The sequence below is a fragment of the Enterobacter cloacae complex sp. S3 genome (genome assembly GCF_014930495.1).
Lineage (GTDB): Bacteria > Pseudomonadota > Gammaproteobacteria > Enterobacterales > Enterobacteriaceae > Enterobacter > Enterobacter asburiae_B.
In genome coordinates, this window is sequence record NZ_JADBRD010000015.1 from 114,001 (window position 1) to 140,963 (window position 26,963).

Here is a 26,963-nt window from a genome sequence, read left to right on the forward strand (position 1 = left end):
CGTTGTGGCACAGGAATATACTGTTGAACAATTGAACCACGGCCGTAAAGTCTGGGACTTTATGCGCTGGGACTACTGGGCCTTCGGCATTTCAGGTTTCCTGCTGATTCTGTCCATCGGCATTATGAGCGTGAAAGGCTTTAACTGGGGGCTGGATTTCACAGGCGGTACGGTCATCGAGATCTCCCTGGAAAAACCGGTCGATATGGACCAGATGCGCGAATCGCTGCAGAAAGCGGGCTTTGAAGAGCCGCTGCTGCAGAACTTCGGCAGCAGCCGCGACATCATGGTGCGTATGCCGCCGGTGCACGATGCCAACGGCAGCCAGGAGCTGGGCAGTAAGGTTGTTAGCGTGATTAACGAAACAACCAGCCAGAACGCGGCGGTCAAGCGTATTGAGTTCGTCGGCCCAAGCGTGGGTGCTGACCTGGCGCAGACCGGTGCGATGGCGCTGCTGGTAGCGCTGATCTCCATTCTGGTATACGTCGGTTTCCGCTTTGAGTGGCGACTGGCGGCCGGTGTGGTTATCGCTCTGGCGCACGACGTGGTGATCACCATGGGCATACTGTCGTTGTTCCACATTGAGATTGACCTGACGATTGTGGCATCCCTGATGTCCGTTATCGGTTACTCACTGAACGACAGTATCGTGGTATCTGACCGTATCCGTGAAAACTTCCGTAAGATCCGTCGCGGTACGCCGTACGAAATCTTTAACGTGTCGTTGACCCAGACGCTGCACCGTACCTTGATCACATCCGGTACCACTTTGATGGTGATCCTGATGCTGTTCCTCTTCGGTGGTCCGGTACTGGAAGGCTTCTCGCTGACCATGCTGATCGGTGTCACCATCGGTACGGCGTCGTCTATCTACGTCGCATCCGCTCTGGCACTGAAACTCGGCATGAAGCGCGAGCACCTGCTCCAGCAGAAAGTCGAGAAAGAAGGGGCGGATCAGCCGTCCATTCTGCCGTAAGGCGAGGTTTAGCGCGTTATCGAAATCCCGGTCTGTTGACCGGGATTTTTTTTATCTGCTCCTGACAAACACTCCTGACAGTATGCTGTCAGGAGCCCTGTCGTAGACTTCTTCTGAACCCAAACAACAGGCAGGAGAATATATGAAAAGCGTCATTAACTGGTTTGAAATTCCGGTCGCGGATATGGATCGCGCCATCAAATTTTATGAGCCGGTGATGCAGCTCGCGCTGCGTCGCGAGAAAATGGACTGTGCGGAGCTGGCCGTTTTCCCGCATGAGGATCCGTATACCGGCGGGGCGCTGGCAAAATTTGACGGCGTTACACCGTCTTTGCAGGGCGCTATTATCTACCTGCATACTGACAATCTGGCGGCCACGCTCGATCGCATCGCCTCTGCGGGCGGCGAGTGCGTGTTTGGCCCGCTGGAACTGCCGCATGGCATTGGCACTATCGCATTGTTTACCGACAGCGAGGGTAACCGCGTCGGCCTCCATCAACCTGCCTGAGAGCGGAATAAGATATGACCCGACGCGCTGACCGTTTGTTTCAGATTGTGCAGATCCTGCGGGGCAGGCGTCTGACAACGGCAGCGCATCTGGCGGACCGGCTTGGCGTGTCCGAGCGCACGGTCTACCGCGATATCCGCGATCTGTCGCTTTCCGGCGTGCCGGTGGAAGGTGAGGCGGGGAGCGGATATCGGCTGATGTCGGGTTTTGACCTGCCGCCGCTGATGCTGACTAATAAGGAGTCAGAGGCGCTGATCGTCGCGATTCGCCTGCTCAAAACCTGGGGAGGGGAATCGCTTTCGCGCGAGCTGGAGTCGGCTCAGGAGAAGGTGCTGGCTATCCTGTCCGAGGAGAGTCGTCGAAAGGCAGAGCAGACGCGGATCTACGCCCCGGACTTTTGCATGCAAAGCCACTCCCGCAGCGATTTTGACAGGATCCATCAGGCGATTTCCGCCCAGCGCGTGCTGGCGCTGCATTACCGTGATGAGGCCGGGCAGCTCTCTAAACGCGAGGTCCAGCCGCTGGGCTTGTTCTTCTGGGGGGAGCGCTGGCTGCTGGCGGCGTGGTGCGAACGGCGCGACGACTATCGCTGTTTCCGGCTCGACCGCTGTCTCAATATTGTGCAGACGGAGAGGCGGTTTAGCGAGAGTGCGGACAGATCGCTGGCGGATTTTTTGCGGAAGGTTAAGCAGTAAAAAGCCAGCTCTTGAGCTGGCTTTTTTTGCCCGGCGGCGAGGTAAAAGTAAAACGGCAACGAATGTTGCCGTTTTTTGTATTTGTTCCCTCTCCCTGTGGGAGAGGGGCAGGGTGAGGGCATCAGCCCGCACAGTCCCGAACAGGTTAGAAGTTATAACCTACAACCAGGTAGCCACCCCAACCGGTTGATTTTGACGTGAAGTCACCATCACCCCAGTTCACGGTATCTCCACCTTTCCACTGGCCGCCATTATGGAAATAACGCGCGACTACGGAGTAGTGCCAGTGATCGTAGTTCAGAGCCAGAACGTGGCTGGACGCGATAGAGTTGCTGGTACGGTTCTTGTCATCACCCAGATCTGAGCCCCAGTCGAAGTTGGTGAAGCCGATGTAGGTCAGCTGGCCACCCCAAACCTGAGTGATTGGCACAAAGTATTTCACTTTGAAACGGTAGCCATCCCACTCGTTTTCGTTGGAAGCGCCATAGTTCTGCCACTGGTATTTCGCGTACACGTTCAGAGACAGTCCCATAGGCAGACCGGTATCGATGTCTGTACCCAGACCCATGTACCAGGTGCTCTGACGGCTGCCTTTGTTATCACCCATATCGTAGATATAGTTGTTGGCGAAGTACCATTCTTTGAATGGACCAAAGCTCAGGTCAGTGCCCGTCAGCTTATCGATAGAGAAACGCGGTTCGATTTCCATGAACATTGGGGAACCGTCTGACCAGATACCTTTATCGTTGCCGTTGCCCCAGTCAAAAGTCTTAGGAATATCGATGTAGCCGTAGAAATCAAACCAGTCTTTTTTAGCAAACGCTTCGTATTCCAGGTAGACGTCGTTGTTCAGCTTTGGAGAAAAGCGCGTGTGGTAGCTGCCTACCACGTTAACGCTCTGGTGCCACCAGTCGGAGAGGTATTGTGGTTTATCGTTTTCCGCTGCGTTAACAGTGAAAGAAGAGGAGAGTGCCAGTACAGCGCCAGCTGCGAGTAATGTGTTTTTCATAATCATGCCACTGATTGAAATTCCCTTCCGGGAGTGAAAAATGCGCGAATTGCGTTTCTAAATATTTCGTGTTTCTGCGGTGCCTATTATAGGAATCCCTGCTCACAAAAATATGTGTTGTTTCACATATCTCTCACACGCGTAATCGATTGCGTTCACGTTTGCGTACTTTAAACGGGCGGGATTGTAGCGGCAATCATTTATGTTGCCAATCCATACGAAATGTAAATGTTAGCGGAGTGACATTTCACTCCGCTAAAGGGAGGGTTATTGCGCGGCGGGCTGGATATCGTGAATGCGGATGAAACCTAACCGATCCGGAGTGAGTCCGTTAAGCTGCAGCGGAATGTCAACATCGCTCGGAGCCAGCACGCTGGCCGGTGCGGTGAACAGCTGACTGTTAACATTCACCTCCTGGTAGCTCTCAGTGGTGCCCTGGATCTGTCCCCATTCGACGGTACCACTGAAGGCAGGCAACGGATCGTTGGACTCGCCCTGAATGCGTAATGTTGCGCGAGTACCATTTGCATTCGCCGCCACATTCACCAGAGACATTTTTAGCGTGCCAATCTGACTATTGAGACGCGCAGGCGTATTCGCTCCCGGCAGCAGATAAACCCCGCTGCTGGATTTGGCGTTTAGCGCGTTTTGCTGGGTGATCTTCACCGTTTCTTTGTTCAGTTTGTCCATCGCCGCATTGAGCGTGTTCACGCTCTGTTTCATCTGACGGACTTCGGTTTGCTGTGCACAGGCGCTAAGGGTGAAGAGGCTCCCCACCAGCAAAATTTTAAGGTAACGTCTTGTCATTGCGTTTATTTCCTTGAAATAACGGATCGCCTTAATGGTAGCCAGACTCGACGTGTCAGACATAGATCCTTTGTCTCAAAAAGCTCTTCCTTTGTTGTCAGGCCAGATCAGGGTAAAATGAAAATTAGTTAACCACATAACAGGGATACCGTATGCATTGCCCATTCTGCTCCGCTGTGGATACCAAAGTCATCGACTCTCGTCTTGTGGGCGAAGGGTCCTCCGTACGCCGTCGTCGGCAGTGTCTGGTGTGCAACGAGCGTTTCACGACCTTTGAGGTTGCAGAGCTGGTAATGCCGCGCGTGGTGAAAAGCAACGACGTGCGCGAGCCGTTTAACGAAGAGAAACTGCGCAGCGGGATGCTGAAGGCCCTGGAAAAACGTCCCGTCAGCGCGGATGACGTTGAGATGGCGTTAAACCACATAAAATCTTACCTTCGTGGTTTGGGTGAGCGTGAAGTGCCGAGCAAAATGATCGGTAACCTGGTGATGGAGCAGCTGAAAAAGCTCGATAAGGTTGCCTATATCCGCTTCGCCTCGGTCTACCGCAGCTTCGAAGACATCAAAGAGTTTGGCGAAGAGATCGCCCGCTTACAGGATTAAGCTCATGCAGGATGAGATTTACATGGCGCGAGCCATGAAGCTGGCGCAGCGCGGTCGTTTTACCACCCATCCCAACCCGAACGTCGGGTGCGTTATCGTTAAAGATGGCGAGATCGTGGGGGAGGGGTTTCACTATCGTGCCGGCGAGCCGCATGCCGAGGTTCATGCGTTGCGCATGGCGGGTGAGAAGGCGCGCGGCGCCACAGCCTACGTCACGCTGGAGCCCTGCAGCCATCACGGGCGTACGCCGCCGTGCTGCGAAGCGCTGATCGCGGCAGGCGTTTCACGCGTGGTCGCATCGATGCAGGACCCGAATCCGCAGGTTGCCGGACGCGGTCTGTATCGCCTGCAGCAGGAAGGCATCGACGTCAGCCATGGGCTGATGATGCAGGACGCGGAAGCGATCAACAAAGGCTTTCTGAAGCGCATGCGCACGGGGTTCCCGTATATTCAGCTCAAGCTGGGCGCCTCGCTGGACGGTCGTACGGCGATGGCAAACGGCGAAAGCCAGTGGGTAACCTCACCACAGGCAAGGCGCGATGTGCAACGTCTGCGCGCGCAAAGCCATGCTATTCTCACCAGCAGTGAAACCGTTTTGGCTGACGATCCGGCCATGACCGTGCGCTGGGACGAGCTGAATGCCGATACTCAGGCGCTGTACCCGCAGGAGAACCTGCGCCAGCCGCTGCGTATTATTATTGATAGCCAGAACCGGGTGACGCCGGAGCACCGCATCGTCCAGCAGCCGGGTGAAACCTGGATTGCCCGCACTAAAGAAGATACGCGCGAATGGCCGGAAGGCGTGCGCAGCATTATGGTGCCGGAGCATAACGGTCATCTGGATCTGGTGGTGCTGATGATGCTGCTCGGCAAGCAGCAGGTGAACAGCATCTGGGTGGAAGCGGGGCCAACGCTCGCCGGTGTGCTTTTACAGGCCGGACTGGTGGATGAACTGATTGTTTACGTTGCGCCTAAACTGTTAGGTCACGACGCGCGCGGCCTGTTTGTGCTGCCCGGCCTTGAAAAACTGGCCGACGCACCGCAACTCAAATTTAGCGAGATTCGTCCGGTAGGCCCGGATGTCTGCCTCCACTTAACGACAGCGTAATTGCTCCTGAAATAGGGAAGCAGTGCACAAAGTATTATGATAAAATCCGCCCCCCTGCGGGGCCAAATGAACCCGTAAAGGAAGAGTATGAACATTATTGAAGCTGCTGTAGCTACCCCGGACGCTCGCGTCGCCATCACCATTGCGCGTTTCAACAACTTCATCAACGACAGCCTGCTGGAAGGTGCGATTGACGCCCTGAAACGTATCGGCCAGGTTAAAGATGACAACATTACCGTTGTTTGGGTTCCAGGCGCTTACGAACTGCCACTGGCGGCGGGCGCGCTGGCGAAAACCGGTAAATACGACGCGGTGATTGCGCTGGGTACCGTTATTCGTGGCGGCACTGCGCACTTCGAATACGTTGCGGGCGGTGCAAGCAACGGTCTGGCACACGTTGCGCAGGATGCTGAAATTCCTGTCGCGTTCGGCGTGCTGACCACCGAAAGTATTGAACAAGCCATCGAACGTGCTGGCACCAAAGCCGGTAACAAAGGTGCAGAAGCTGCACTGACCGCGCTTGAAATGATCAATGTATTGAAAGCCATCAAGGCCTGATTTTTTTGTAAGGGGAATTCCGTGAAACCTGCTGCTCGTCGCCGCGCCCGTGAATGTGCCGTCCAGGCACTTTACTCCTGGCAGTTGTCCCAGAACGACATCGCTGATGTCGAATACCAGTTCCTGTCAGAACAGGACGTAAAAGACGTTGACGTTCTGTACTTCCGCGAACTGCTGTCGGGAGTGGCGACTAATAGCGCGTATCTCGATGGCCTGATGAAGCCATACCTGTCCCGTCTGCTCGAAGAGCTGGGCCAGGTGGAAAAAGCAGTGTTGCGTATCGCGCTGTTTGAGCTGTCTAAACGTGATGATGTGCCGTATAAAGTGGCCATCAACGAAGCGATCGAGCTGGCGAAAACCTTCGGCGCTGAAGACAGCCACAAGTTTGTAAACGGCGTACTTGATAAAGCAGCACCTGCGATCCGTCCCCACAAAAAGTGATCCGCAAACCGGAGTCCTGCATTGCCTGACGGGCAGTGCGGCTCCGGTTTTTTCTTTTATTTGCTGAGGCATAACGTATGGCATGCGGCGAATTCTCCCTGATTGCCCGTTATTTCGACCGTGTCAGAACCTCTCGTCTTGATGTTGAAACCGGCATTGGCGATGACTGTGCACTTCTCAATATTCCCGAAAAACAGACGCTGGCAATCAGCACCGACACCCTGGTGTGCGGCCGTCATTTCTTACCGGATATCGATCCTGCCGATCTGGCGTATAAAGCCCTGGCGGTTAACGTCAGCGATCTGGCGGCGATGGGTGCCGATCCCGCGTGGCTGACGCTGGCTCTGACCCTGCCAGAGGTGGATGAAGCCTGGCTGGAAGCCTTTAGCGATGCGCTGTTTGAGCAGCTTAGCTATTACGATATGCAGCTGATTGGCGGCGACACGACTGCCGGTCCGCTGTCGATGACGCTGGCGATCCACGGCTACGTGCCGCTCGGCCGCGCGCTAAAGCGCTCAGGTGCAAAACCGGGCGACTGGATCTACGTGACCGGTACGCCGGGCGACAGCGCGGCAGGGCTGGCGATCCTTCAGAATCGTTTAACGGTTGAAGATGCTGACGACGCGGCGTATCTGGTGAAACGCCATCTGCGGCCAACGCCGCGTATTTTGCACGGCCAGGCGCTGCGCGAACGGGCAAGCTCGGCTATCGATCTCTCTGACGGGCTGATCTCGGATCTCGGGCATATCCTGAAGGCCAGCGGCGTGGGCGCGCGCGTTGACCTGGATCTCTTCCCGCTGTCGGAGCAACTGCTTCGCCATGTAGAGCCTGAGCAGGCCCTGCGCTGGGCGCTGTCCGGTGGTGAAGACTACGAGCTGTGCTTCACGGTGCCTGAGCTCAACCGTGGAACGCTGGACGTGGCGTTAGCGCATCTCGGCGCGAAGTTTACCTGCATCGGTCAGATCATGCCGGAGAGTGAAGGGCTGAAGTTTGTGAAAGACGGTGCGCCCGTTACGCTGGACTGGAAAGGATACGATCACTTCGCGTAAGTTTGTGCGCGCTGTACTGCCGGGTGGCGGCTCCGCCTTACCCGGCCTACAAAAGATGGGCTTACTTAAACCCCACCACCGGATGCGGCTGATACGGTGTTTCCAGCTCGGCAACCTGCTCCGGCGTCAGCGTGATATCCACCGCATTCAGCAGCTCATCAAGTTGTTCTTCCCGCGACGTTCCAATAATCGGTGCCGCGACCCCGCGCTTGCCCAGCAGCCACGCCAGGGCCACCTGAGCGCGGGTTGCACCGGTATCGTCGGCGATCCCGGCTAAACGTTCGGCAATCAGCGCATCGCTGGCTTCTGTACCACCATAGAGTTTTTTTCCCACTTCATCCGATACCAGGCGAGCCGTGGTTTCACCCCATGGACGGGTCAGGCGGCCTCGAGCCAGCGGGCTCCACGGGATCACCGCCACGCCCTCCTGATGGCATAGCGGCAGCATCTCGCGTTCTTCTTCACGATAGATCAGATTGTAGTGATCCTGCATGGTGACAAAGCGCGCCCAGCCGTGCTGCGCCTGGAGATCCAGCGCCTGGGCAAACTGCGACGCGTGCATAGACGATGCGCCGATGTAGCGTGCTTTACCGGCTTTGACCACATCATTCAGCGCTTCAAGCGTCTCCTCGACTGGCGTGTTGTAATCCCAGCGGTGAATTTGCAGCAGATCGACGTAATCCATGTTCAGGCGTCTGAGGCTGTCATCAATGGAGCGCAGGATCTGCGCGCGAGAAAGGCCCTCAGCCAGGTCGCCCACCGGGTAGTAGACCTTGGTGGCGACGACGACGTCATCACGGCGGGCAAAGTCGCGCAGTGCGCGGCCGACAATTTCCTCGCTGCTGCCGTCGGAGTAGCTGTTGGCGGTGTCAAAGAAGTTAATGCCGCCCTCGATGGCGCGTTTGATAATCGGACGGCTGCTCTCTTCCGGCAGCGTCCAGGCGTGGTTTCCCCGATCGGGCTCGCCAAAGGTCATGCATCCCAGACAAAGTCGGGAAACCTTAAGGTCCGTTTTTCCTAATGTTGTGTATTGCACGGTTCCGCTCCTGCTGTTTAAACACCAGGTTTAAGCATAGCAGGAGCGGAAAAGGGGGAAGGGTCAGTCCAGCCAGGTACGGATTTTGGCTTCGATACCGGCGGCGTCCAGGCCTATCGCCGCACGGGCTTCGTCCTGAGTACCTTGCGGAATGAAGCGATCCGGCAGGCCGAGGTTCAGCACCGGCACGGCTTTACGGTTCGCCATCAGCACCTCGTTCACGCCGCTGCCCGCGCCGCCCATGATGGCGTTTTCTTCCAGCGTGACCAGCACGTCGTGGGTCTCAGCCATACTCAGGATCAGAGATTCATCGAGGGGCTTCACAAAGCGCATATCCACCAGGGTGGCATTCAGCGCTTCAGCCGCTTTCGCGGCCTCGGGCATCAGCGTGCCGAAGTTCATGATCGCCACTTTTTCACCGCGACGCTTAACCAGACCTTTACCGATCGGCAGTTTTTCCAGCGGCTGAAGCTCAACGCCTACCGCATTGCCGCGCGGGTAGCGAACGGCGCTTGGGCCATCCTGATAGTGGTAGCCGGTAAACAGCATCTGACGACATTCGTTCTCGTCGCTTGGCGTCATGACAACCATATCCGGAATACAGCGCAGGAACGACAGATCAAACGCGCCCTGGTGCGTCTGGCCGTCGGCACCGACGATGCCCGCACGATCGATAGCAAACAGTACCGGCAGCTTCTGAATCGCCACATCGTGGATCACCTGATCGTAGGCGCGCTGCAGGAAGGTGGAATAGATAGCGACAACGGGCTTGTAGCCGCCAATCGCCAGGCCCGCTGCAAACGTCACCGCATGCTGCTCGGCAATGGCGACGTCAAAATACTGGTCAGGGTATTTTCTGGAGAACTCCACCATGCCGGAACCTTCACGCATGGCCGGGGTGATCGCCATCAGCTTGTTGTCTTTGGCTGCGGTTTCGCACAGCCAGTCGCCGAAGATTTTGGAATAGCTCGGCATGCCGCCGCTGCTTTTTGGCAGACAGCCGCTGGACGGGTCAAATTTCGGTACCGCGTGAAAGGTGATCGGATCTTTTTCCGCCGGTTCGTAACCGCGCCCTTTTTTGGTCATGATATGCAGGAACTGCGGGCCTTTCAGGTCGCGCATGTTCTTGAGCGTGGTCACCAGTCCCAGCACGTCGTGACCGTCAACCGGGCCAATATAGTTAAAGCCCAGCTCTTCAAACAGGGTGCCCGGCACCACCATGCCTTTGATGTGTTCTTCGGTACGCTTGAGCAGCTCTTTAATCGGCGGTACGCCGGAGAAGACTTTCTTGCCGCCTTCGCGCAGCGAGGAGTAAAGCTTGCCGGAGAGCAGCTGGGCCAGATGGTTATTCAGCGCGCCGACGTTCTCTGAGATCGACATTTCGTTATCGTTGAGGATAACCAGCATGTCCGGCTTGATATCGCCCGCGTGGTTCATGGCTTCGAAGGCCATACCGGCGGTAATGGCGCCGTCGCCAATCACGCAGACGGTGCGGCGCTGCTTGTTCTCTTTCTCGGCGGCAACGGCAATACCGATGCCCGCAGAAATGGAGGTGGAGGAGTGGCCGACGCTCAGCACGTCATACTCGCTCTCACCGCGCCACGGGAACGGGTGCAGGCCGCCTTTCTGACGAATGGTGCCAATTTTATCGCGACGTCCGGTCAGAATTTTGTGCGGATAGGCCTGGTGTCCCACGTCCCAGATGAGCTGATCGAACGGCGTGTTATAGACGTAGTGCAGCGCCACGGTCAGCTCTACCGTGCCAAGCCCGGAGGCGAAATGGCCGCTGGAGCGGCTTACGCTGTCGAGCAGGTAGCGACGCAGCTCGTCGCACAGCTTCGGCAGGCTCTCTTTCGGCAACAGACGTAACTCCTGGGTGGAGTCAACTAACGCCAGTGTCGGGTATTTGGCAATATCAAAACTCATCAAAGGCTCATCGAGATATATAGTTTATTTATCACGCTGGATTATATAGTCCGCTAGCGCTTCCAGTGCCGAGGTATCCAGCGATTGCGCGGCCAGTTCATTTAGCGACTGGCGGGCATCGTCAATCAGATCCCGGGCTTTACGTTGGGCTTGCTCAAGACCCAGCAGGGCGGGGTAGGTACTTTTGCCAAGCTGCTGGTCCGCACCCTGACGTTTACCCAATGTTGCAGTATCGCCCACCACATCCAGAATGTCATCCTGAACCTGGAACGCCAGACCGATACTTTCTGCGTATCTGTCCAGAATCGGCAGGGCTTTGCGCCCTTGTTCACCCGCGCTCAGCGCGCCCAGGCGAACGGCGGAACGAATCAACGCCCCGGTTTTATGGCGGTGAATACGCTCCAGCTGTTCCAGATTAACCTGACGTCCTTCCGCTTCAAGATCCAGCGCCTGTCCGCCGCACATGCCGGCCACGCCGCTGGCCATTGCCAGTTCGGAGATCATCGCCAGGCGGTCGCGGTCGGCCACTTCCGCCATCGGCGCGTCGCTCAGAATCGAGAACGCCAGCGTTTGCAGGGCATCACCCGCCAGAATGGCATTCGCCTCGCCAAACTTGATATGGCAGGTGGGTTGACCCCGACGCAAATCGTCGTCGTCCATGGCCGGGAGATCGTCGTGGATCAGCGAGTAGGCGTGGATGCACTCAACGGCGGCTGCCGGGGCGTCCAGCGTGTTATCGCTGATGCCAAACATATTGCCTGTGGCGTAGACCAGGAACGGGCGCAGGCGCTTTCCACCCAAGAGTGCGCCATAGTGCATGGCTTCAACCAGAGGAGTGTTCTGAAAAGGCTGTGGCGCAATAAAACGGCGCAGGGCGTCGTTGGCGCGTACGACACGCGCCTGAAGCTCGTTGGCAAAATCCATTTACTCGGCGTCCGGTGTGAAAGGCGTGGTTTTCGCGTCTTCGCTGTCGGAAAGCAGGATCTGCACGCGCTGCTCGGCCTGCTGCAGTTTGACCTGCCCCTGGCGCGCCAGCTGCACGCCACGCTCGAATTCGTTGAGCGCCTCTTCCAGCGGGAGATCGCCGCTTTCAAGACGGGTAACGATTTGCTCCAGTTCACTCAGCGCAGTTTCGAAACTGGCCGGTGCGTCGTTCTTCTTCGGCATAGTGAATTGACTCTTATATTCTCAGCCCCGACATGGTAACGGACTCAGGGCAATTATCAAATAACGCGCAATGTGCACAGGAGCGGCGCGATGGTGGTATACTTGCGCGCCTGGATGCAGCCACGGGTGTGGGCTGCTGTACTCTTTTCCATTACAAGCCTTAATACGCTTGCCTAAGAAACATTGCCGCCATGAAGTTTATCATTAAATTGTTCCCTGAAATCACCATCAAAAGCCAATCTGTGCGTTTGCGCTTTATTAAAATTCTCACCGGGAACATTCGTAACGTATTAAAGCACTACGACGAAACCCTCGCCGTGGTGCGCCACTGGGACCACGTTGAAGTGCGCGCCAAAGACGAAAATAAACGTCAGGATATTCGCGACGCGCTGACCCGTATTCCGGGGATCCACCATATCCTGGAAGTGGAAGATGTTCCGTTCAGCGATATGCACGACATCTTCGAGAAAGCGCTGGTGCAGTACCGCGACCAGATCGAAGGCAAAACCTTCTGCGTGCGCGTGAAGCGTCGCGGTAAGCACGAGTTCAGCTCTATTGAAGTGGAACGTTACGTCGGCGGCGGTTTGAACCAGCACGTTGAAACGGCGCGCGTTCGTCTGACCAACCCGGACGTAACCGTGAACCTGGAGATCGAAAACGATCGCCTGCTGCTGGTGAAAGGGCGCTATGAAGGTATCGGCGGCTTCCCGATTGGCACCCAGGAAGACGTATTGTCTCTGATCTCCGGCGGCTTCGACTCCGGCGTCTCCAGCTATATGCTGATGCGTCGCGGCTGCCGTGTGCACTACTGCTTCTTCAACCTGGGCGGCGCGGCGCACGAAATCGGCGTTCGTCAGGTCGCGCATTACCTGTGGAACCGCTTCGGCAGTTCCCACCGCGTGCGTTTCGTGGCGATCAACTTCGAACCTGTGGTCGGCGAAATCCTCGAAAAAGTGGACGACGGCCAGATGGGCGTGGTGCTGAAGCGCATGATGGTGCGTGCGGCGTCCAAAGTTGCCGAGCGCTACGGCGTACAGGCGCTGGTCACCGGTGAAGCGCTGGGCCAGGTGTCCAGCCAGACGCTGACCAACCTGCGTCTGATCGACAACGTGTCTGATACGCTGATCCTGCGCCCGCTGATCTCCCACGATAAAGAGCACATCATCGATCTGGCGCGCGAAATCGGTACCGAAGATTTTGCCCGCACCATGCCGGAATACTGCGGCGTGATCTCAAAAAGCCCAACGGTGAAGGCGGTGAAGGCGAAGATCGAAGCGGAAGAAGAGAACTTCGATTTCAGCATTCTGGAAAAAGTGGTGGATGAAGCGTCCAACATCGACATCCGCGAGATTGCCCAGCAGACCGAGCAGGAAGTCGTTGAAGTTGAAACCGTGAGCGGTTTCGGCGCTAACGATGCGATTCTGGATATCCGCTCCATTGACGAGCAGGATGACAAGCCGCTTCAGGTTGAAGGCGTCGACGTGGTTTCTCTGCCGTTCTATAAGCTGAGCACCAAGTTTGGCGATCTCGACCAGAGCAAAACGTATCTGCTGTGGTGCGAGCGCGGGGTGATGAGTCGCCTGCAGGCGCTGTATCTGCGCGAACAGGGCTTTGCGAACGTGAAGGTGTATCGCCCGTAGTTTTTTGCCGGGGAGTGCGGCCTGAAGCCCTCACCCCGGCTCTCTCCCATAGGGAGAACACCTATTCGTAATAATTATAAATCCCCGCCGGCATCACCAGCGACGACGCCACTTCGTACGCTTTCTCGCGCCCGACCAGCAGGTCAATAATCTTTAAGCCAAAATCAATCGCGGTGCCTGGCCCCTGGCTGGTCAGCAGGTTGACGCGCGGGTCCCAGACGACGCGTTTATCCACCCAGTGCTCTTCCGGGATCGTATCCTTCAGCCCCGGGAAGCCTGTCATATTGCCGATGGGGAAGATATCGTGCGGAACCAGAACCGTTCCTGCTGCGGCACAGATTGCCGCGACGATGCGGCCGGATAAATGAAACTGACGCACGGTCTCGACCAGCAGCGGGCTATCGCGAAAACATTCCGCGCCTTTTAAGCCGCCGGGCAGCACGATGATGTCGTAATCGCCGTCAGCCACCTGAACGAGGGGGGCATCCGCAAGGATTTTCACCCCGCGCGAGCAGGTGATTGCCAGATTACCGTCGCTGGCGACGCTGGCGGTGGTGACCTTAATGCCGCCGCGCACCATCAAATCAATGGTGGTGACCGCTTCCATCTCTTCGCTACCAGGGGCGAGGCAGATCAGTGCTGACGCGCTCATATTCACTCTCCTTACGTTTAACCAGGTCATACAGACGGGCGTTTTCCGGCACGGAAATGCCGTGCGCGCGGGCGCGTTTTAGCAGATAGCCGGTAATGTAGTCGATCTCCGTGTGGCGTAAAGCCCGAACATCCTGCAGCATCGAGGAGATGTTTTCTGCCGTGCTCTCAATGACCTGCTCGACATAACAGCGCAAATCGTCGGCCGAGGTATGCAGGCCTTCCCGCTCAACGACCGCCGCGACTTCCGCACACAAAATCGCAACGTCCTGCGGATGATTTTTCAGCTCCCCGTTCGGGCAATTCCACAGCGCCGTCAGCGGATTGATTACGCAATTTACCGCCAGCTTGCGCCACAGCTGAGGGCGGATGTTGTTGTGCCAGGCGACGTCCGGCAGCACCTTCTGCAGCACATCGGCAAGATAGCTGTAATCTCCATCCTGAGTTCTGGCGGGCCCGATGTGCGTCACGCCGCTGGCGACATGCACGATGATGTTGCCGTCGCGACGGGCAGCGTGCGTGGTCGTCGCCATCAGCAGGGGCTGCGGGACGTTTTTCAGCTCATCAAGGGTCCCCATGCCGTTATGCAGCAGCAGTATGGGCGAAGTGGGGGGGAGCTGCGCGGCCAGTGTCTTTACCGCGTCTGAGACCTGCCACGCTTTGAGCGTCACCAGTAAAAGATCGCTTTGCGCCAGGAAATCAGGATCGTTCGCGGTGAGGGATTCGTTAAAGATGCTTCCGTCTTCACCAATCAGGTTTACACTGCAATAGGGCTGGGGCACGCGCAGCCAGCCCTGAACCTCATGTCCGTGCTTGCACAGCGCGGTCAGCCACAGCTGACCAAGCGCTCCGCATCCGAGCACCGTAATTTTCATTGTTCCTCCTCACCTGCAACTGCGCCAGGTGTTACAGCTTAATTATACAGCTAAGCTTCTGTTGAGTTATGCCTCGTAGCGGGTATTATGCAACGCAACAAAAGTGAAGGGAGAAGAAAAGATGCCATCTTTCGATATTGTTTCCGAAGTTGATATCCAGGAAGTTCGCAACGGCGTTGAGAACGCAACCCGCGAAGTTGAGTCACGTTTCGATTTTCGTGGCGTTGAGGCGTCGTTTGAGCTGAACGACGCAAATAAGACCATTAAGGTGCTGAGCGAGTCTGATTTCCAGGTGAATCAGCTGCTCGACATTTTGCGCGCCAAGCTGTTAAAGCGCGGCATCGAAGGGACGTCTCTGGACGTGCCGGAAGAATTTGTGCACAGCGGTAAAAACTGGTTTGTTGAAGCCAGGCTGAAGCAGGGCATCGAGAGCGCGGTGCAGAAGAAGATCGTTAAGCTTATTAAAGATAGCAAGCTGAAGGTGCAGGCGCAGATCCAGGGCGAAGAAATTCGCGTGACCGGTAAGTCCCGCGATGACCTCCAGTCCGTAATGGCGCTGGTGCGCGGCGGCGATCTTGGGCAACCGTTCCAGTTTAAAAACTTCCGCGATTGATATAAAAAAGCCCGGTTTAACCGGGCTTTTTTTCACGCTTTGAGCGCCTGCTCAACCTCGAAGCGGTTGGTCATTTTACTGTCTATTTTGACGTAAGCGCTGCGCTCTTCCGGGACGATGAGCACTTCTGTCACACCCTCTTTGGCTTCCAGACGCTGCTTCAGCATATCGCTGATTTCCACATCATCCGGGATTTCCACGCGCAGGCTGCTCACGTAGCGCGGCTCTTTCATGGTGCTGGCGACCAGTAGCCAGACTGTTGCCAATAGCGCACCGGCGAGGAACACGGTTTGTGAATCAAACAGGCCGTCCACCCAGCCGCCGAGCGAGCCGCCGATCGCCACGCCGAGAAACTGGCTGGTGGAGTAGATGCCCATCGCGGTGCCTTTATATCCGGCGGGGGACTCTTTGCTGATCAGCGACGGCAGTAGGGCTTCCATCAGGTTAAAGGCCAGGAAGAACAGCTGTACGCCGGCAATCAGTTCCCAGAAGTGCGGGCCGGCACCCCAGAGCACAATTTCGGCAATCAGCAGGACCGCCACGCAGCCCACGAAGACGCGCTTCATTTTGCGCTTCACTTCGGCGTAGATGATGAACGGCACGACGGAGACAAACGAAATCAGCATCGTGACCAGATAGATTTTCCAGTGCTCAGCCGCCGGGAAACCCGCTGCGGCAAGCTGGCCGGGCAGGGCGACAAAGGTCGACATCAGCAGGATGTGCAGACACATAATGCCAAAGTTAAGCTTGAGCAGGCGCGGCTCGACAATCACTTTGCTGAAGCAGCCTTTTACCATCCCCGATTCGCGGTTCAGGACGTGGTTTTTGCTGTCCGGCACGACCCACAGGGTTAAGGCAATACCGATGGTCGCCAGCACGGCAATCATCCAGAACAGGGCGTGCAGACCCAGCGTGTGCGTAATGATGGGGCCCAGCACCATCGCAATCGCAAAGGTCACGCCAAAGCTCACGCCGATGAACGCCATCGCTTTAGTGCGGTTTTGCTCGCGGGTTAAGTCGGACAGCAGCGCCATCACCGCGGCGGCAATCGCGCCGGAACCTTGCAGGGCGCGGCCGAGAATAATCCCCCAGATGGAGTGGGAGAGGGCGGCAATCACGCTTCCGAGCACAAAGACCAGCAGCCCGCCGACGATCAGCGGCTTTCGGCCCACCCGGTCAGACAGCAGGCCAAAGGGGATCTGGAAAACCGCCTGCGCCAGACCGTAGATGCCGATCGCGAGTCCAATCAGCGCCTCGCTGGCCCCCTGCAGCGCCATACCGTACGTGGTCAGAACAGGCAGGACCATAAACATGCCAAGCATCCGTAGCGAGAAGACAGTCCCTAAGCCCCAGGTCGCGCGTAGCTCGCCTGGCGTCATTTTATAATCGTTCATTACCACCTCAGTTCAAAAGCAGGCCATAGTGTAGTGCGGGGAAGGGGCGGGGTAAATAAAGGGTTATTTAACAAATATTACATGCGTTATTAGTAGATTCAGTGAATAAAAAAGGGTGCCGAAGCACCCTTTTATTGACCTGTTTGGCTTACCAGACGTAAGTCAGCAGGTTGTGTGAATCTGGCACCATGAAGTCCACGGACATCATCACGGACAGCGAGGTGATGGCCACAATCGAGAACACAAACAGCTTGCGCGCCCAGACTTTGTCATCTTCCACTTTGTAACCGCGCAGCGCCATACCGAGCCACCAGACGCTCACCGCAGCCGCTACCGCCAGATATTTATACCCGGCGTAACCACCCAGAGAGAGCATCAGCGTTGCCACGGCAAAGGCGATGATGTACAGCGTGATGTGGTTCTTGGCAACAGAAATGCCTTTCACGACCGGCAGAACCGGGATGTTCGCTGCCTGATAATCCTTAAAGCGGAAAATCGCGATGGCATAGGAGTGCGGCATCTGCCACAGGCTAAAGATAGCCAGCAGGATCAGCGCACCGCTGTCTAACTCGTTCGTGACCGCGCAGTAGCCAATCACCGGCGGCGCAGCGCCGGAGAGAGAACCAATCAGCGTGCCGTAGACGGAGTGGCGTTTCATATACAGGCTGTAGACGCCCACATACACCACGAACCCCATCACCCCCAGCCAGCAGGCCAGCGGGTTAGCACCAAACCACAGCAGCATAAAGCCAGCAATACCCAGCAAGGTGGCGTACACCAGCGAGACGGAAGGGGCGATCAGGCCTTTCACCAGCACCCGATTTTTGGTCCTTTCCATCTTCTTGTCGATATCCATGTCGATGTAGTTGTTAAATACACAACCGGACGCAACAACCAGTGACACACCGACCAGCGTGTAGATAAAGAGGGTGTAATCAATGCTGCCCTTAGAGGCCAGCAGGAACCCTCCGATCACGGAGATCAGGTTGCCAAAGATGATGCCTGGTTTCGTTACTTGCAGGTATTGCTTAAACATACTCGCCGCTCTTAGTGAACCATCATGTTGTAGTTGAGGTTCCACATAATCCAGATGGAACCGACTACCAGGATAGCGATGATAATCACGGTAAAGATAAAGGCGGTCATATTCCAGCCTTCATCGGACTTGGTGTTCATGTGCAGGAAGCAAACCAGATGCACCAGAATCTGAATCACCGCGGTCACCAGGATTGCACCCAGAATAACCGGTTTAGACGCAGAACCGCTCATCACCATCCAGAACGGGATCACCGTCAGGATGATCGACAGGATGAAACCTGTCATGTAGGTTTTTACGCTACCGTGGGAAGCGCCATGATCGTTTGAATGACTCATTACATCGCCCCCATCAGATATACAACAGAGAACACACAGATCCACACCACGTCCAGGAAGTGCCAGAACAGGCTCAGGCACATGATACGGGTACGGTTAGTGCTGGTCAGGCCGCGACGGGATACCTGGAACATCAGTACCGCCATCCAGATCAGACCAGAGGTCACGTGCAGACCGTGGGTACCGACCAGCGCGAAGAACGCGGACAGGAAGCCACTGCGATCCGGACCGAAACCTTCCAGAATCAGGTGATGGAATTCATAGATTTCCATCCCGATAAATCCAGCACCAAACAGCCAGGTCAACGCCAGCCAGGACACAACCTGGCTCTTGTTGTTTTTGTACATGGCGATAGCCGCCATGCCGTAGGTGATGGAGCTGAATAACAGCAATGCGGTTTCAACCAGAACGAACGGCAGTTCAAAGATGTCCTTGCCAGCCGGGCCGCCCGCCGTGCCGTTCACCAGAACGGCGTAGGTCGCGAACAGACAGCAGAACAGAATGCAGTCGCTCATCAAGTAGATCCAGAAACCGAAGACTTTGGTCGGTCCTGTATCGTGGTGCGCATGTTCATGCGCGTGGGCAGTTGAGTGCGCCAGAGTATCAGTTGCCATTTTTCAGCCCCGCTTTAGAAATCTCGTCGAAATGCTGATTTTCCAGCTTCTCAACTTCACGGACTGGTACGTAGTAGTCCACGTCCTCGTCAAAGCTCTTCACAATCCAGCTGATTACGATGCCGGCGAAGCCAACAATCGCCATCCACCAGATGTGCCAGATCATTGCGAAACCAAATACCGTTGCGAAGGCGGCAATCACAATGCCCGCACCGCTGTTTTTCGGCATGTGGATTTCTTCGTAATGAGCAGGTTGCTTGTATGCTTCACCTTTTTCTTTCATTTCCCAGAATGCGTCGCGTTCATGAACCTGCGGCACGATGGCAAAGTTATAGAAAGGAGGTGGAGAAGAGGTCGCCCACTCCAGCGTACGGCCACCCCATGGGTCACCGGTCAGGTCACGGTTCTGGTCGCGGTCGCGAATAGACACGTAGAACTGAATCAGCTGAGACGCGATACCGCAGGCAATCAGCACGGCGCCGCCCGCTGCAACCATCAGCATTGGGTGGAACTGAGGATCGATCTGCTGGCTCAGACGACGGGTCATACCCATGAAGCCCAGCACGTACAGCGGCATAAATGCTACGAAGAAGCCGATGATCCAGAACCAGAACGCGCGTTTACCCCATTTTTCGTTCAGCGTGAAGCCGAACGCTTTTGGCCACCAGTAGGTTACGCCAGCGAAGCAGCCGAAGACCACGCCACCGATGATAACGTTATGGAAGTGCGCAATCAGGAACAGGCTGTTGTGCAGAACGAAGTCAGCACCTGGTACCGCCAGCAGTACGCCGGTCATCCCACCTACGGAGAAGGTCACGATGAAGCCGATGGTCCACAGCATCGCTGAGTGGAACACGATACGGCCCTGGTACATGGTGAACAGCCAGTTGAAGATCTTCACCCCGGTAGGGATGGCGATAATCATGGTGGTAATACCGAAGAAGGCGTTTACGTTCGCGCCCGCACCCATGGTGAAGAAGTGGTGCAGCCAAACAATGAACGACAGAACGGTAATACACACGGTTGCCCACACCAGAGAGGTGTAACCAAACAGACGTTTACGCGAGAAGGTTGCCGCGATTTCGGAGAACACACCGAACACAGGCAGAACCAGAATGTACACTTCCGGGTGACCCCAGGCCCAAATCAGGTTGATGTACATCATCATGTTGCCACCCATATCATTCGTGAAGAAATGGGTGCCCAGGTAGCGGTCCAGGGTCAGCAGCGCGATGGTGACGGTCAGAATTGGGAAGGAGGCTATAATCAGGATGTTGGCGCACAGAGATGCCCAGGTAAATACCGGCATCTTGAACATGGTCATGCCTGGGGCACGCATCTTGATAATGGTCACGAAGAAGTTGATACCGGTCAGGGTAGTACCGACACCGGAGAGCTGAAGCGCCCAAATCCAGTAGTCGACGCCAACGCCCGGACTGTACTCAATTCCTGACAGCGGCGGGTAAGCCAGCCAGCCGGTCTGCGCGAATTCGCCCACACCCAGTGACAGGTTAACCAGGATAACGCCGACAACCGTGAACCAGAAGCTCAGGTTGTTCAGGAACGGGAACGCCACGTCGCGCGCGCCGATTTGCAGCGGAACGACAACGTTCATCAGACCGATAACCAGCGGCATCGCCACGAAGAAGATCATGATAACGCCGTGGGCGGTAAAGATCTGATCGTAGTGGTGCGGTGGCAGGAAGCCGGCTTCGCCCGCAGAAGCGAGTGCCTGCTGGCTACGCATCATGATCGCATCCGCAAAGCCACGAATTAACATGACGATACCGACGATGCAGTACATGATACCGAGTTTTTTGTGGTCAACCGAAGTCAGCCACTCGTTCCACAGGTAGCTCCACTTACCGAAGTAAGTGATCAGGGCCAGTAAGGCCGCGCCACCAATGATAATTGCAGCCACCGTAACCACGATAATCGGTTCATGGTAGGGCACTGCATCCAGTGTCAATTTTCCGAACATTTTCTTCCTCGGCCCCTTAGTGAGCGGTTTCCGCGTGGCTCATGTCCATGCCTTCCATACCTTCGTGCGCGCTGTGCTCGCCTTCAGGCTGGGTCATGTCCATGCTCTTGCCGTGATCCATAAATTTGCCAATAACGTCTTTGAACAAATCTGGTTTCACATTAGAGAAGTACTCCACCTTGTTGTATTCGCTTGGTGCAGCCACTTTTTCGAACGCCGCCATGTCAGACATGGTGTTTGGAGACTGCTTCGCTTTTTCAACCCACTGGTCGAAAGCGGCACGGTCTGGCGTCGCAATAGCTTTGAACTTCATACCTGAGAAGCCCGGGCCGCTATAGCTGGCGGAGATACCATCATAGGTGCCTGCTTCATTCGCGATCAGGTGCAGGTTGGTCTGCATACCGGCCATCGCGTAAATCTGGCTACCCAGACGTGGGATGAAGAAGGAGTTCATTACGGAGTTGGAGGTCACTTTGAACTGAACCGGAGTGTTCGCCGGGAAGGCGATTTCATTCACGGTAGCAATACCCTGCTCTGGATAGATGAAGAACCATTTCCAGTCCATGGAGACCACTTCAATGGTAATAGGTTTCTCATCGTGAACCAGCGGTTTGCTTGGCTCAAGTGCGTGAGTGGTTTTCCAGGTCAGTACGGCAAGGAACAGGATGATCAGAATAGGTACCGTCCAGACCACAGCTTCCACTTTATTGGAGTGTGACCAGTTAGGGCTATACTTCGCATCTTTATTGCTCGCACGATACTTCCAGGCGAAACCAACAGCCATCAAAATGGCAGGAATAACCACAATCAACATCAGGCCAAAAGCCGTCAATATCAGTGAACGTTGTTCCAGTCCAATCTGTCCTTTGGGGTCTAGTAGTGCAGAATCGCAGCCACTGAGTAATACAGTGCCCGCGAATAATGACAACCATCCCAAACTTTTATTGTATTTCCCGAGTCTCATTTAACGACCTCAATTCCACGGAGTCTGGTGGCGTTTAAAGTGTGCGGGCATTTTACGGGAAGGTTACATTACTGTAAACATCATTAGGCCTGTGTCAGGAAGGTGTTACCGGGTTCTGCCGCACGTGTCACAAGTGTTGCAAATTATGTCGGTTTTTATGACCGAAGCCGCATGGCATGGGCTTTATAACGAAAGGACCCCCAAGCATACCCTAAAAGGGGCAATTGGTATAACCATTGTTGAAAATAAACAAAAAATTAACAATTAATTATCAATAAAAAGACATCTGAAAAACGAAAAATCAAACTCTCGTATGCTGAATCGTTTAATGAAAAATAGCGTTTTGGAATGGGAGCCAATAATTTCTAAATCTTATCCCGCACAAAACAACAAATATTTTTTTTGCGCCTGGCGGCTATTTCGCCGTTATAATTTCGGTTAGTGATTACAACGGGAAATAACCTTTCGCATTTTTCTTCAGGTCATCTGCGTTTTACGCAACGCCATGAAATCAAGCAGACCTCCGGTCAGGATCCCGGCGATAGCCAGCAGGGCGCCTGCGTCCAGCAGAAGGGCTTCGAAAGGGAGTACCAGAGAGGTGCTGGCATTGATAATAAGCACCACAAGCCAGAGCGCCAGAGCAATGCAGCCCGCCATTAACAGACGTAGCGCAAAACGATAGGCGCGGCGATATTCGGTGCGCGGCATAAAATGTTCTGTCCGCTGGGTATATTCCAGCGTCTGACGGCAGACCAGCAGCAATAAAATTCCCGGCACGGCAGCCACGACCGAGAAGAGATAAAATGTTGGCCAGCCATGGGCTTCCACGAACCAGCCGGCAATCGGGCCAACGTACACCCGGCCAACGGCGGAGAGCGCCGAGAGCAGCGCGAACTGGGTAGCGGAAAACGACTTGTTGCACAGGGTCATCAACAGGGCGACAAACGCCGCTGTGCCCATGCCGCCGCAAAGGTTTTCGAAGAACACCGCAGCGGCCATGCTGATCGTATGTTTGTCGGTAATTGACAGCAGCCAGTAGCCTGCGTTAGAGGCGCCCTGAAGGATGCCGAAAATCAGCAGCGCGCGAAACAGCGTCAGGCGCTGCATCAGTACGCCGCCATAAAGTGCGCCGACAATGGTCGCAAACAGCCCCAGCGTTTTATTCACCACACCCACTTCACCGGCGTCAAAACCGACGCCCCGGATCAGGAAGGTGGTGGTGAGGCTCATGGCAAAGGCATCACCCAGCTTATAAAGGACGATGAGCAGCAGGATCAGCCAGGCGTTGTTGCGGCCAAAGAAGTCACGGAGCGGTTCGGCGACGGCCTGCTCCAGCGAGCGGGGAACCGGGATGACGTCACTCGGTTCGGGCGCGAACAGCGTCGCGATAATGCAGGGGATCAGCAGGGCGGCCATCAGCCAGTACATGCCCTGCCAGCCTAGGTAACGGTCGGCGAGCCACAGTGCCAGCCCGCCGGAGACCAGCATCCCGAGGCGATAGCCCAGCACGCTGATTGCCGCGCCGGCGCCGCGCTCTTCCGCAGGTAGCACGTCCGTCTTCCAGGCGTCGAACACGATATCCTGAGAGGCGGAACAGAAGGCAATCACCACCGCAAGCGCTGCCATCCAGCGAAGCTGGGTGGTGGGTTCAAGAAACCCCATTGCCGCAATAGCCAGCAGCAGCAGGATCTGCGTCATCACTAGCCAGCCGCGTCGACGTCCGAGGAAAGGCGGCGTGTAGCGATCCATGACCGGAGACCACAGGAACTTAAAGACATAGGCCTGGCCGACAAGCGAGAAGAAACCGATGGTTTTAAGATCGATGTTCTCAACCGTCATCCACGCCTGAAGCGTGCCGGAAGTGAGTGCGAGGGGTAAACCCGAGGCGAAGCCGAGGATCAGCAGGATCGCTGATTTCGGTTGCTGGAAAATGCGTAAGTAATGGCTGGACATGTTCTTATAAAACTGACCCGGTGATACACCGGGTCAGAGAGCGGGATTAACGCGCGTTCTGCTTGATGAAGTCGTGAATGCTGGTGTCCTGCGCCATATCGGCGATGGTATCGGTCAGCACGCTGTTCACGGCGTTAGCAATGTTCTGGTTAGAAGCCTGGAAGGCACCTTCAACAGAGTAGCTGGCGCGGTAGTTTTTAGTCATCTTGTTGCCATTCTTCGCGGTGGCAATGATGGCGATATCCGCTTTGGTCGCAATGTTGTAGCGCACGTTGCCCTGAGACACGTCAGCGTACAGGTTATTCACGATGATCTGCAGATCAACCGCGCCGCTTGGGCCAATCATATAGCCGCGAGCGGTCATCTGTTTCTCCAGCACTTCTTGGAGCAGGAAGCGCAGGTCGCGGGAGGCGGTGAGAGTAACCTGCTGGTTATCGCGGGTCACTTTAGCCAGCGCCTGATCCTGACGCTGATCGGCACCGTTAATGCTCACGGTGACGCCCATCAGGCTTGGGTCCTGCTGAGGCAGAGTGATTTTTGGTGAGACATCAATGGTGGTAGGCGGGGTAGCACAGCCTGCCAGCATAAAAAGGGCTACCAACGGAAAGAAGAGTTTTTTTAACATTTTCGGGTTCTCAACGAATCGTAAGCATATAAAGAGAAAAATTGCCGCCATCATAACATCGCCAACGGCGAGGGGAAGTGGTCAACGCATGTAAATTCATCGCCTTGTCCGAAAACTGACCAGTTCACCGTTTTTCCCAATCCGTGTATGACAAAACGTATGAGTCTCACAGTGAACTTCATTCGTTTGAATGAGAAAATCAGACGAAAGCTAAATATTTGTTGTCAAGGTGTAATGGAAACGGTAAAAGCGGCTAACATTTAAAGGGATGGGTGACATCCTGGCGTTGTCGGAGGAGTAATTTCATGATGATACGTGAGCATATAGAAGATAAATTAAGGGCAGCGTTCAACCCTGTGTTCCTCGAAGTCGTCGACGAAAGCTATCGTCATAACGTGCCGGCAGGTTCTGAAAGCCACTTTAAAGTGGTTCTGGTTAGCGATCGCTTCACGGGAGAACGTTTCCTGAATCGACACCGCTTGATCTACAGCACCTTGACGGAAGAACTCTCCACGACCGTGCATGCGCTGGCACTGCATACCTACACCATTAAGGAATGGGAAGGCCTGCAGGATACGGTTTTCGCATCGCCGCCCTGTCGCGGTGCAGGCACTATCGCCTGATAAATCGGATTTGCAACGGCTGGAGCTTTTCCAGTATGTTGCTTACAGATTTCCTCAAAACGGCCTCCGGGCCGTTTTGTTTTGTCTGAGTTTTGAGCGGATGGTGCGATTTTAAGGCTAAAAATAGCCTTAAAGTGTGAAAAAAGCCGCAGCAACATGCCCCAACCGTTCTCGACTCACCTAAGTGATGCCGCTATAATGCCGCGTCTTATTGAATGTCTTCGGGATGATTCTGGCGACAGGGAATGTGAATCTGCACTAAGAGAGCATCCCGGTATAACAGACAGATTCAGAGTTGACCGAGCACTGTGATTTTTTTGAGGTAACAAGATGCAAGTTTCAGTTGAAACCACTCAAGGCCTTGGCCGCCGTGTAACGATTACTATCGCTGCTGACAGCATCGAAACTGCTGTGAAAAGCGAGCTGGTCAACGTAGCAAAAAAAGTACGTATTGACGGCTTCCGCAAGGGCAAAGTACCAATGAATGTTGTTGCTCAGCGTTATGGCGCTTCCGTGCGTCAGGATGTGCTGGGTGAACTGATGAGCCGTAACTTTATTGATGCGATCATCAAAGAAAAAATCAATCCGGCCGGCGCGCCTAACTACGTTCCAGGCGAATACAAACTGGGCGAAGACTTCACTTACTCCGTTGAGTTTGAAGTGTACCCGGAAGTTGAGCTGAAAGGTCTGGAATCTATCGAAGTTGAAAAACCAGTTGTTTCCGTGACTGACGAAGACGTTGACGGCATGCTGGATACCCTGCGCAAACAGCAGGCGAACTGGAAAGAGAAAGAAGGCGCTGTTGACGCTGAAGACCGTGTCACCATCGACTTCACCGGTTCTGTAGACGGCGAAGAGTTCGAAGGCGGTAAAGCGTCTGACTTCGTACTGGCGATGGGCCAGGGTCGTATGATCCCAGGCTTCGAAGACGGTATCAAAGGCCACAAGGCTGGCGAAGAGTTCACCATCGACGTGACCTTCCCGGAAGAATACCACGCTGAAAACCTGAAAGGGAAAGCAGCGAAGTTCGCTATCAACCTGAAAAAAGTTGAAGAGCGCGAACTGCCAGAACTGACTGAAGAATTCATCAAGCGTTTCGGCGTGGAAGATGGTTCCGTAGCGGGTCTGCGTACCGAAGTGCGTAAGAACATGGAACGCGAACTGAACGGCGCGGTGCGTAACCGCGTGAAATCTCAGGCGATCGAAGGTCTGGTGAAAGCCAACGAAATCGACGTTCCAGCTGCCCTGATCGACAGCGAAATCGACGTTCTGCGCCGTCAGGCTGCACAGCGTTTCGGTGGCAACCAGCAGCAAGCGATGGAACTGCCACGCGAGCTGTTCGAAGAGCAAGCGAAACGCCGCGTTGTTGTTGGCCTGCTGCTGGGCGAAGTAATTCGTACCCACGAGCTGAAAGCTGACGAAGAGCGTGTGAAAGGCCTGATCGAAGAGATGGCTTCTGCATACGAAGATCCATCAGAAGTGATCGAGTTCTACGGTAAGAACAAAGAGCTGATGGACAACATGCGCAACGTTGCCCTGGAAGAGCAGGCTGTTGAAGCGGTACTGGCGAAAGCGAAAGTGACCGAAAAAGCGACCTCTTTCAACGAACTGATGAACCAGCAGGCGTAATTTCGCCCCAACGGTTTAAAGTTTGAACAGAAAACCCGTTGCCTTGCGGCAGCGGGTTTTTTTTATCGCAGCGATAGCCCAGGAAGAGTGCTAAAACGCCCTTTCGGTGTTAGCGTAACAACAAAAGGTTGTTATGCTTGAAATA

The 26,963-nt window shown here is 55.2% G+C and carries 28 protein-coding genes; 12 read left to right on the plus strand and 16 right to left on the minus strand.

What is annotated here, in order from left to right; translation table 11 throughout:
* Positions 1-4 precede the first annotated feature (4 nt).
* The 3 genes from secF to IM317_RS08110 all read left to right on the plus strand — a co-directional run bounded on the left by secF (position 5) and on the right by IM317_RS08110 (position 2,179).
* Entirely contained in the window at positions 5-976 is a 972-nt protein-coding gene (secF, locus tag IM317_RS08100; protein ID WP_033144760.1) for a protein translocase subunit SecF, read from the plus strand.
* A gap of 142 nt (positions 977-1,118) precedes the next feature.
* On the plus strand, positions 1,119-1,484 hold the full coding sequence (locus tag IM317_RS08105) for a VOC family protein (protein ID WP_033144761.1): 366 nt from the start codon (positions 1,119-1,121) through the stop codon (positions 1,482-1,484).
* A 14-nt stretch (positions 1,485-1,498) separates the two neighbouring features.
* On the plus strand, positions 1,499-2,179 hold the full coding sequence (locus tag IM317_RS08110) for a YafY family protein (RefSeq protein WP_033144762.1): 681 nt from the start codon (positions 1,499-1,501) through the stop codon (positions 2,177-2,179).
* 145 nt (positions 2,180-2,324) lie between these two features.
* Here the strand turns inward: IM317_RS08110 and IM317_RS08115 are convergent, their stop codons facing one another.
* Together IM317_RS08115 and IM317_RS08120 are read right to left on the minus strand one after the other, a co-directional pair.
* Positions 2,325-3,188, minus strand: a complete 864-nt coding sequence (locus tag IM317_RS08115) for a nucleoside-specific channel-forming protein Tsx (RefSeq protein ID WP_033146490.1) — start codon at positions 3,186-3,188, stop codon at positions 2,325-2,327.
* Positions 3,189-3,455: 267 nt separating this feature from the next.
* Complete coding sequence (locus IM317_RS08120) at positions 3,456-3,995, minus strand: DUF3251 domain-containing protein (protein ID WP_033146491.1); 540 nt, start codon at positions 3,993-3,995, stop codon at positions 3,456-3,458.
* 152 nt (positions 3,996-4,147) lie between these two features.
* On the opposite strand from IM317_RS08120, the gene nrdR reads away from it, so the two are divergent.
* The 5 genes from nrdR (at position 4,148) to thiL (ending at position 7,753) form a co-directional block, all read left to right on the plus strand.
* A complete protein-coding gene (nrdR, locus tag IM317_RS08125; RefSeq protein ID WP_008503337.1) occupies positions 4,148-4,597 on the plus strand; it encodes a transcriptional regulator NrdR in 450 nt (149 codons plus the stop codon).
* A 4-nt stretch (positions 4,598-4,601) separates the two neighbouring features.
* A complete protein-coding gene (ribD, locus tag IM317_RS08130) occupies positions 4,602-5,705 on the plus strand; it encodes a bifunctional diaminohydroxyphosphoribosylaminopyrimidine deaminase/5-amino-6-(5-phosphoribosylamino)uracil reductase RibD (RefSeq protein ID WP_033144763.1) in 1,104 nt (367 codons plus the stop codon).
* Between the two features lie 87 nt (positions 5,706-5,792).
* Positions 5,793-6,263: a 6,7-dimethyl-8-ribityllumazine synthase gene (gene ribE / locus IM317_RS08135; protein WP_006176874.1), complete on the plus strand. Its 471-nt coding sequence runs from the start codon at positions 5,793-5,795 to the stop codon at positions 6,261-6,263.
* 21 nt (positions 6,264-6,284) lie between these two features.
* Positions 6,285-6,704, plus strand: coding sequence for a transcription antitermination factor NusB (gene nusB / locus IM317_RS08140; RefSeq protein WP_006809908.1), 420 nt, complete (start codon positions 6,285-6,287; stop codon positions 6,702-6,704).
* A 77-nt stretch (positions 6,705-6,781) separates the two neighbouring features.
* A complete protein-coding gene (gene thiL / locus IM317_RS08145; RefSeq protein ID WP_033144764.1) occupies positions 6,782-7,753 on the plus strand; it encodes a thiamine-phosphate kinase in 972 nt (323 codons plus the stop codon).
* Between the two features lie 61 nt (positions 7,754-7,814).
* Here the strand turns inward: thiL and IM317_RS08150 are convergent, their stop codons facing one another.
* The 4 genes from IM317_RS08150 to xseB all read right to left on the minus strand — a co-directional run bounded on the left by IM317_RS08150 (position 7,815) and on the right by xseB (position 11,882).
* Positions 7,815-8,789: an aldo/keto reductase gene (locus IM317_RS08150; RefSeq protein ID WP_033144765.1), complete on the minus strand. Its 975-nt coding sequence runs from the start codon at positions 8,787-8,789 to the stop codon at positions 7,815-7,817.
* Positions 8,790-8,852: 63 nt separating this feature from the next.
* The gene (gene dxs, locus IM317_RS08155; protein WP_033144766.1) at positions 8,853-10,715 is read right to left on the minus strand and encodes a 1-deoxy-D-xylulose-5-phosphate synthase; all 1,863 of its coding nucleotides are present in this window, start codon (positions 10,713-10,715) and stop codon (positions 8,853-8,855) included.
* Between the two features lie 24 nt (positions 10,716-10,739).
* Positions 10,740-11,639, minus strand: coding sequence for a (2E,6E)-farnesyl diphosphate synthase (gene ispA, locus IM317_RS08160; RefSeq protein ID WP_008503332.1), 900 nt, complete (start codon positions 11,637-11,639; stop codon positions 10,740-10,742).
* A complete protein-coding gene (gene xseB / locus IM317_RS08165) occupies positions 11,640-11,882 on the minus strand; it encodes an exodeoxyribonuclease VII small subunit (protein WP_008503331.1) in 243 nt (80 codons plus the stop codon).
* 191 nt (positions 11,883-12,073) lie between these two features.
* Here xseB and thiI point away from each other — a divergent pair, with 191 nt between their 5' ends.
* Entirely contained in the window at positions 12,074-13,522 is a 1,449-nt protein-coding gene (gene thiI / locus IM317_RS08170; RefSeq protein WP_033144767.1) for a tRNA uracil 4-sulfurtransferase ThiI, read from the plus strand.
* Between the two features lie 61 nt (positions 13,523-13,583).
* On the opposite strand, the gene yajL is transcribed toward thiI, so the two are convergent.
* Together yajL and panE are read right to left on the minus strand one after the other, a co-directional pair.
* The gene (gene yajL, locus IM317_RS08175) at positions 13,584-14,174 is read right to left on the minus strand and encodes a protein deglycase YajL (RefSeq protein WP_033144768.1); all 591 of its coding nucleotides are present in this window, start codon (positions 14,172-14,174) and stop codon (positions 13,584-13,586) included.
* Positions 14,137-15,048, minus strand: a complete 912-nt coding sequence (gene panE / locus IM317_RS08180) for a 2-dehydropantoate 2-reductase (protein WP_033144769.1) — start codon at positions 15,046-15,048, stop codon at positions 14,137-14,139. The genes yajL and panE overlap by 38 nt, the downstream gene beginning before the upstream one ends.
* A 121-nt stretch (positions 15,049-15,169) precedes the next feature.
* Between panE and IM317_RS08185 the strand changes: the two genes are divergently transcribed.
* The gene (locus IM317_RS08185; RefSeq protein WP_033144770.1) at positions 15,170-15,661 is read left to right on the plus strand and encodes a YajQ family cyclic di-GMP-binding protein; all 492 of its coding nucleotides are present in this window, start codon (positions 15,170-15,172) and stop codon (positions 15,659-15,661) included.
* 32 nt (positions 15,662-15,693) lie between these two features.
* Here IM317_RS08185 and IM317_RS08190 read toward each other — a convergent pair whose 3' ends face one another.
* The 8 genes from IM317_RS08190 to IM317_RS08225 form a co-directional block, all read right to left on the minus strand.
* Positions 15,694-17,055 carry an MFS transporter gene (locus tag IM317_RS08190; protein WP_023310566.1) on the minus strand — a complete coding sequence of 454 codons (1,362 nt, stop codon included), beginning with the start codon at positions 17,053-17,055 and terminating at the stop codon, positions 15,694-15,696.
* Between the two features lie 148 nt (positions 17,056-17,203).
* Entirely contained in the window at positions 17,204-18,091 is an 888-nt protein-coding gene (cyoE, locus tag IM317_RS08195; protein ID WP_033144771.1) for a heme o synthase, read from the minus strand.
* Between the two features lie 11 nt (positions 18,092-18,102).
* Positions 18,103-18,429 (minus strand): cytochrome o ubiquinol oxidase subunit IV, encoded by a 327-nt coding sequence (locus IM317_RS08200; RefSeq protein WP_006176899.1) that lies wholly within the window; start codon positions 18,427-18,429, stop codon positions 18,103-18,105.
* Positions 18,429-19,043, minus strand: a complete 615-nt coding sequence (locus IM317_RS08205) for a cytochrome o ubiquinol oxidase subunit III (RefSeq protein ID WP_023334703.1) — start codon at positions 19,041-19,043, stop codon at positions 18,429-18,431. The genes IM317_RS08200 and IM317_RS08205 overlap by 1 nt, the downstream gene beginning before the upstream one ends.
* On the minus strand, positions 19,033-21,024 hold the full coding sequence (gene cyoB / locus IM317_RS08210) for a cytochrome o ubiquinol oxidase subunit I (RefSeq protein ID WP_014168864.1): 1,992 nt from the start codon (positions 21,022-21,024) through the stop codon (positions 19,033-19,035). Before cyoB ends, IM317_RS08205 begins: the two co-directional genes overlap by 11 nt.
* A gap of 16 nt (positions 21,025-21,040) precedes the next feature.
* Positions 21,041-21,988 (minus strand): cytochrome o ubiquinol oxidase subunit II, encoded by a 948-nt coding sequence (gene cyoA, locus IM317_RS08215; RefSeq protein WP_014882770.1) that lies wholly within the window; start codon positions 21,986-21,988, stop codon positions 21,041-21,043.
* Between the two features lie 477 nt (positions 21,989-22,465).
* A complete protein-coding gene (gene ampG, locus IM317_RS08220; protein ID WP_033144772.1) occupies positions 22,466-23,941 on the minus strand; it encodes a muropeptide MFS transporter AmpG in 1,476 nt (491 codons plus the stop codon).
* A gap of 46 nt (positions 23,942-23,987) precedes the next feature.
* Positions 23,988-24,566: a lipoprotein gene (locus tag IM317_RS08225; protein WP_023310568.1), complete on the minus strand. Its 579-nt coding sequence runs from the start codon at positions 24,564-24,566 to the stop codon at positions 23,988-23,990.
* Positions 24,567-24,871: 305 nt separating this feature from the next.
* Here IM317_RS08225 and bolA point away from each other — a divergent pair, with 305 nt between their 5' ends.
* Positions 24,872-25,189, plus strand: coding sequence for a transcriptional regulator BolA (gene bolA, locus IM317_RS08230; protein ID WP_021241655.1), 318 nt, complete (start codon positions 24,872-24,874; stop codon positions 25,187-25,189).
* 330 nt (positions 25,190-25,519) lie between these two features.
* Positions 25,520-26,818: a trigger factor gene (gene tig / locus IM317_RS08235; RefSeq protein ID WP_023310569.1), complete on the plus strand. Its 1,299-nt coding sequence runs from the start codon at positions 25,520-25,522 to the stop codon at positions 26,816-26,818.
* Positions 26,819-26,963 lie beyond the last annotated feature (145 nt).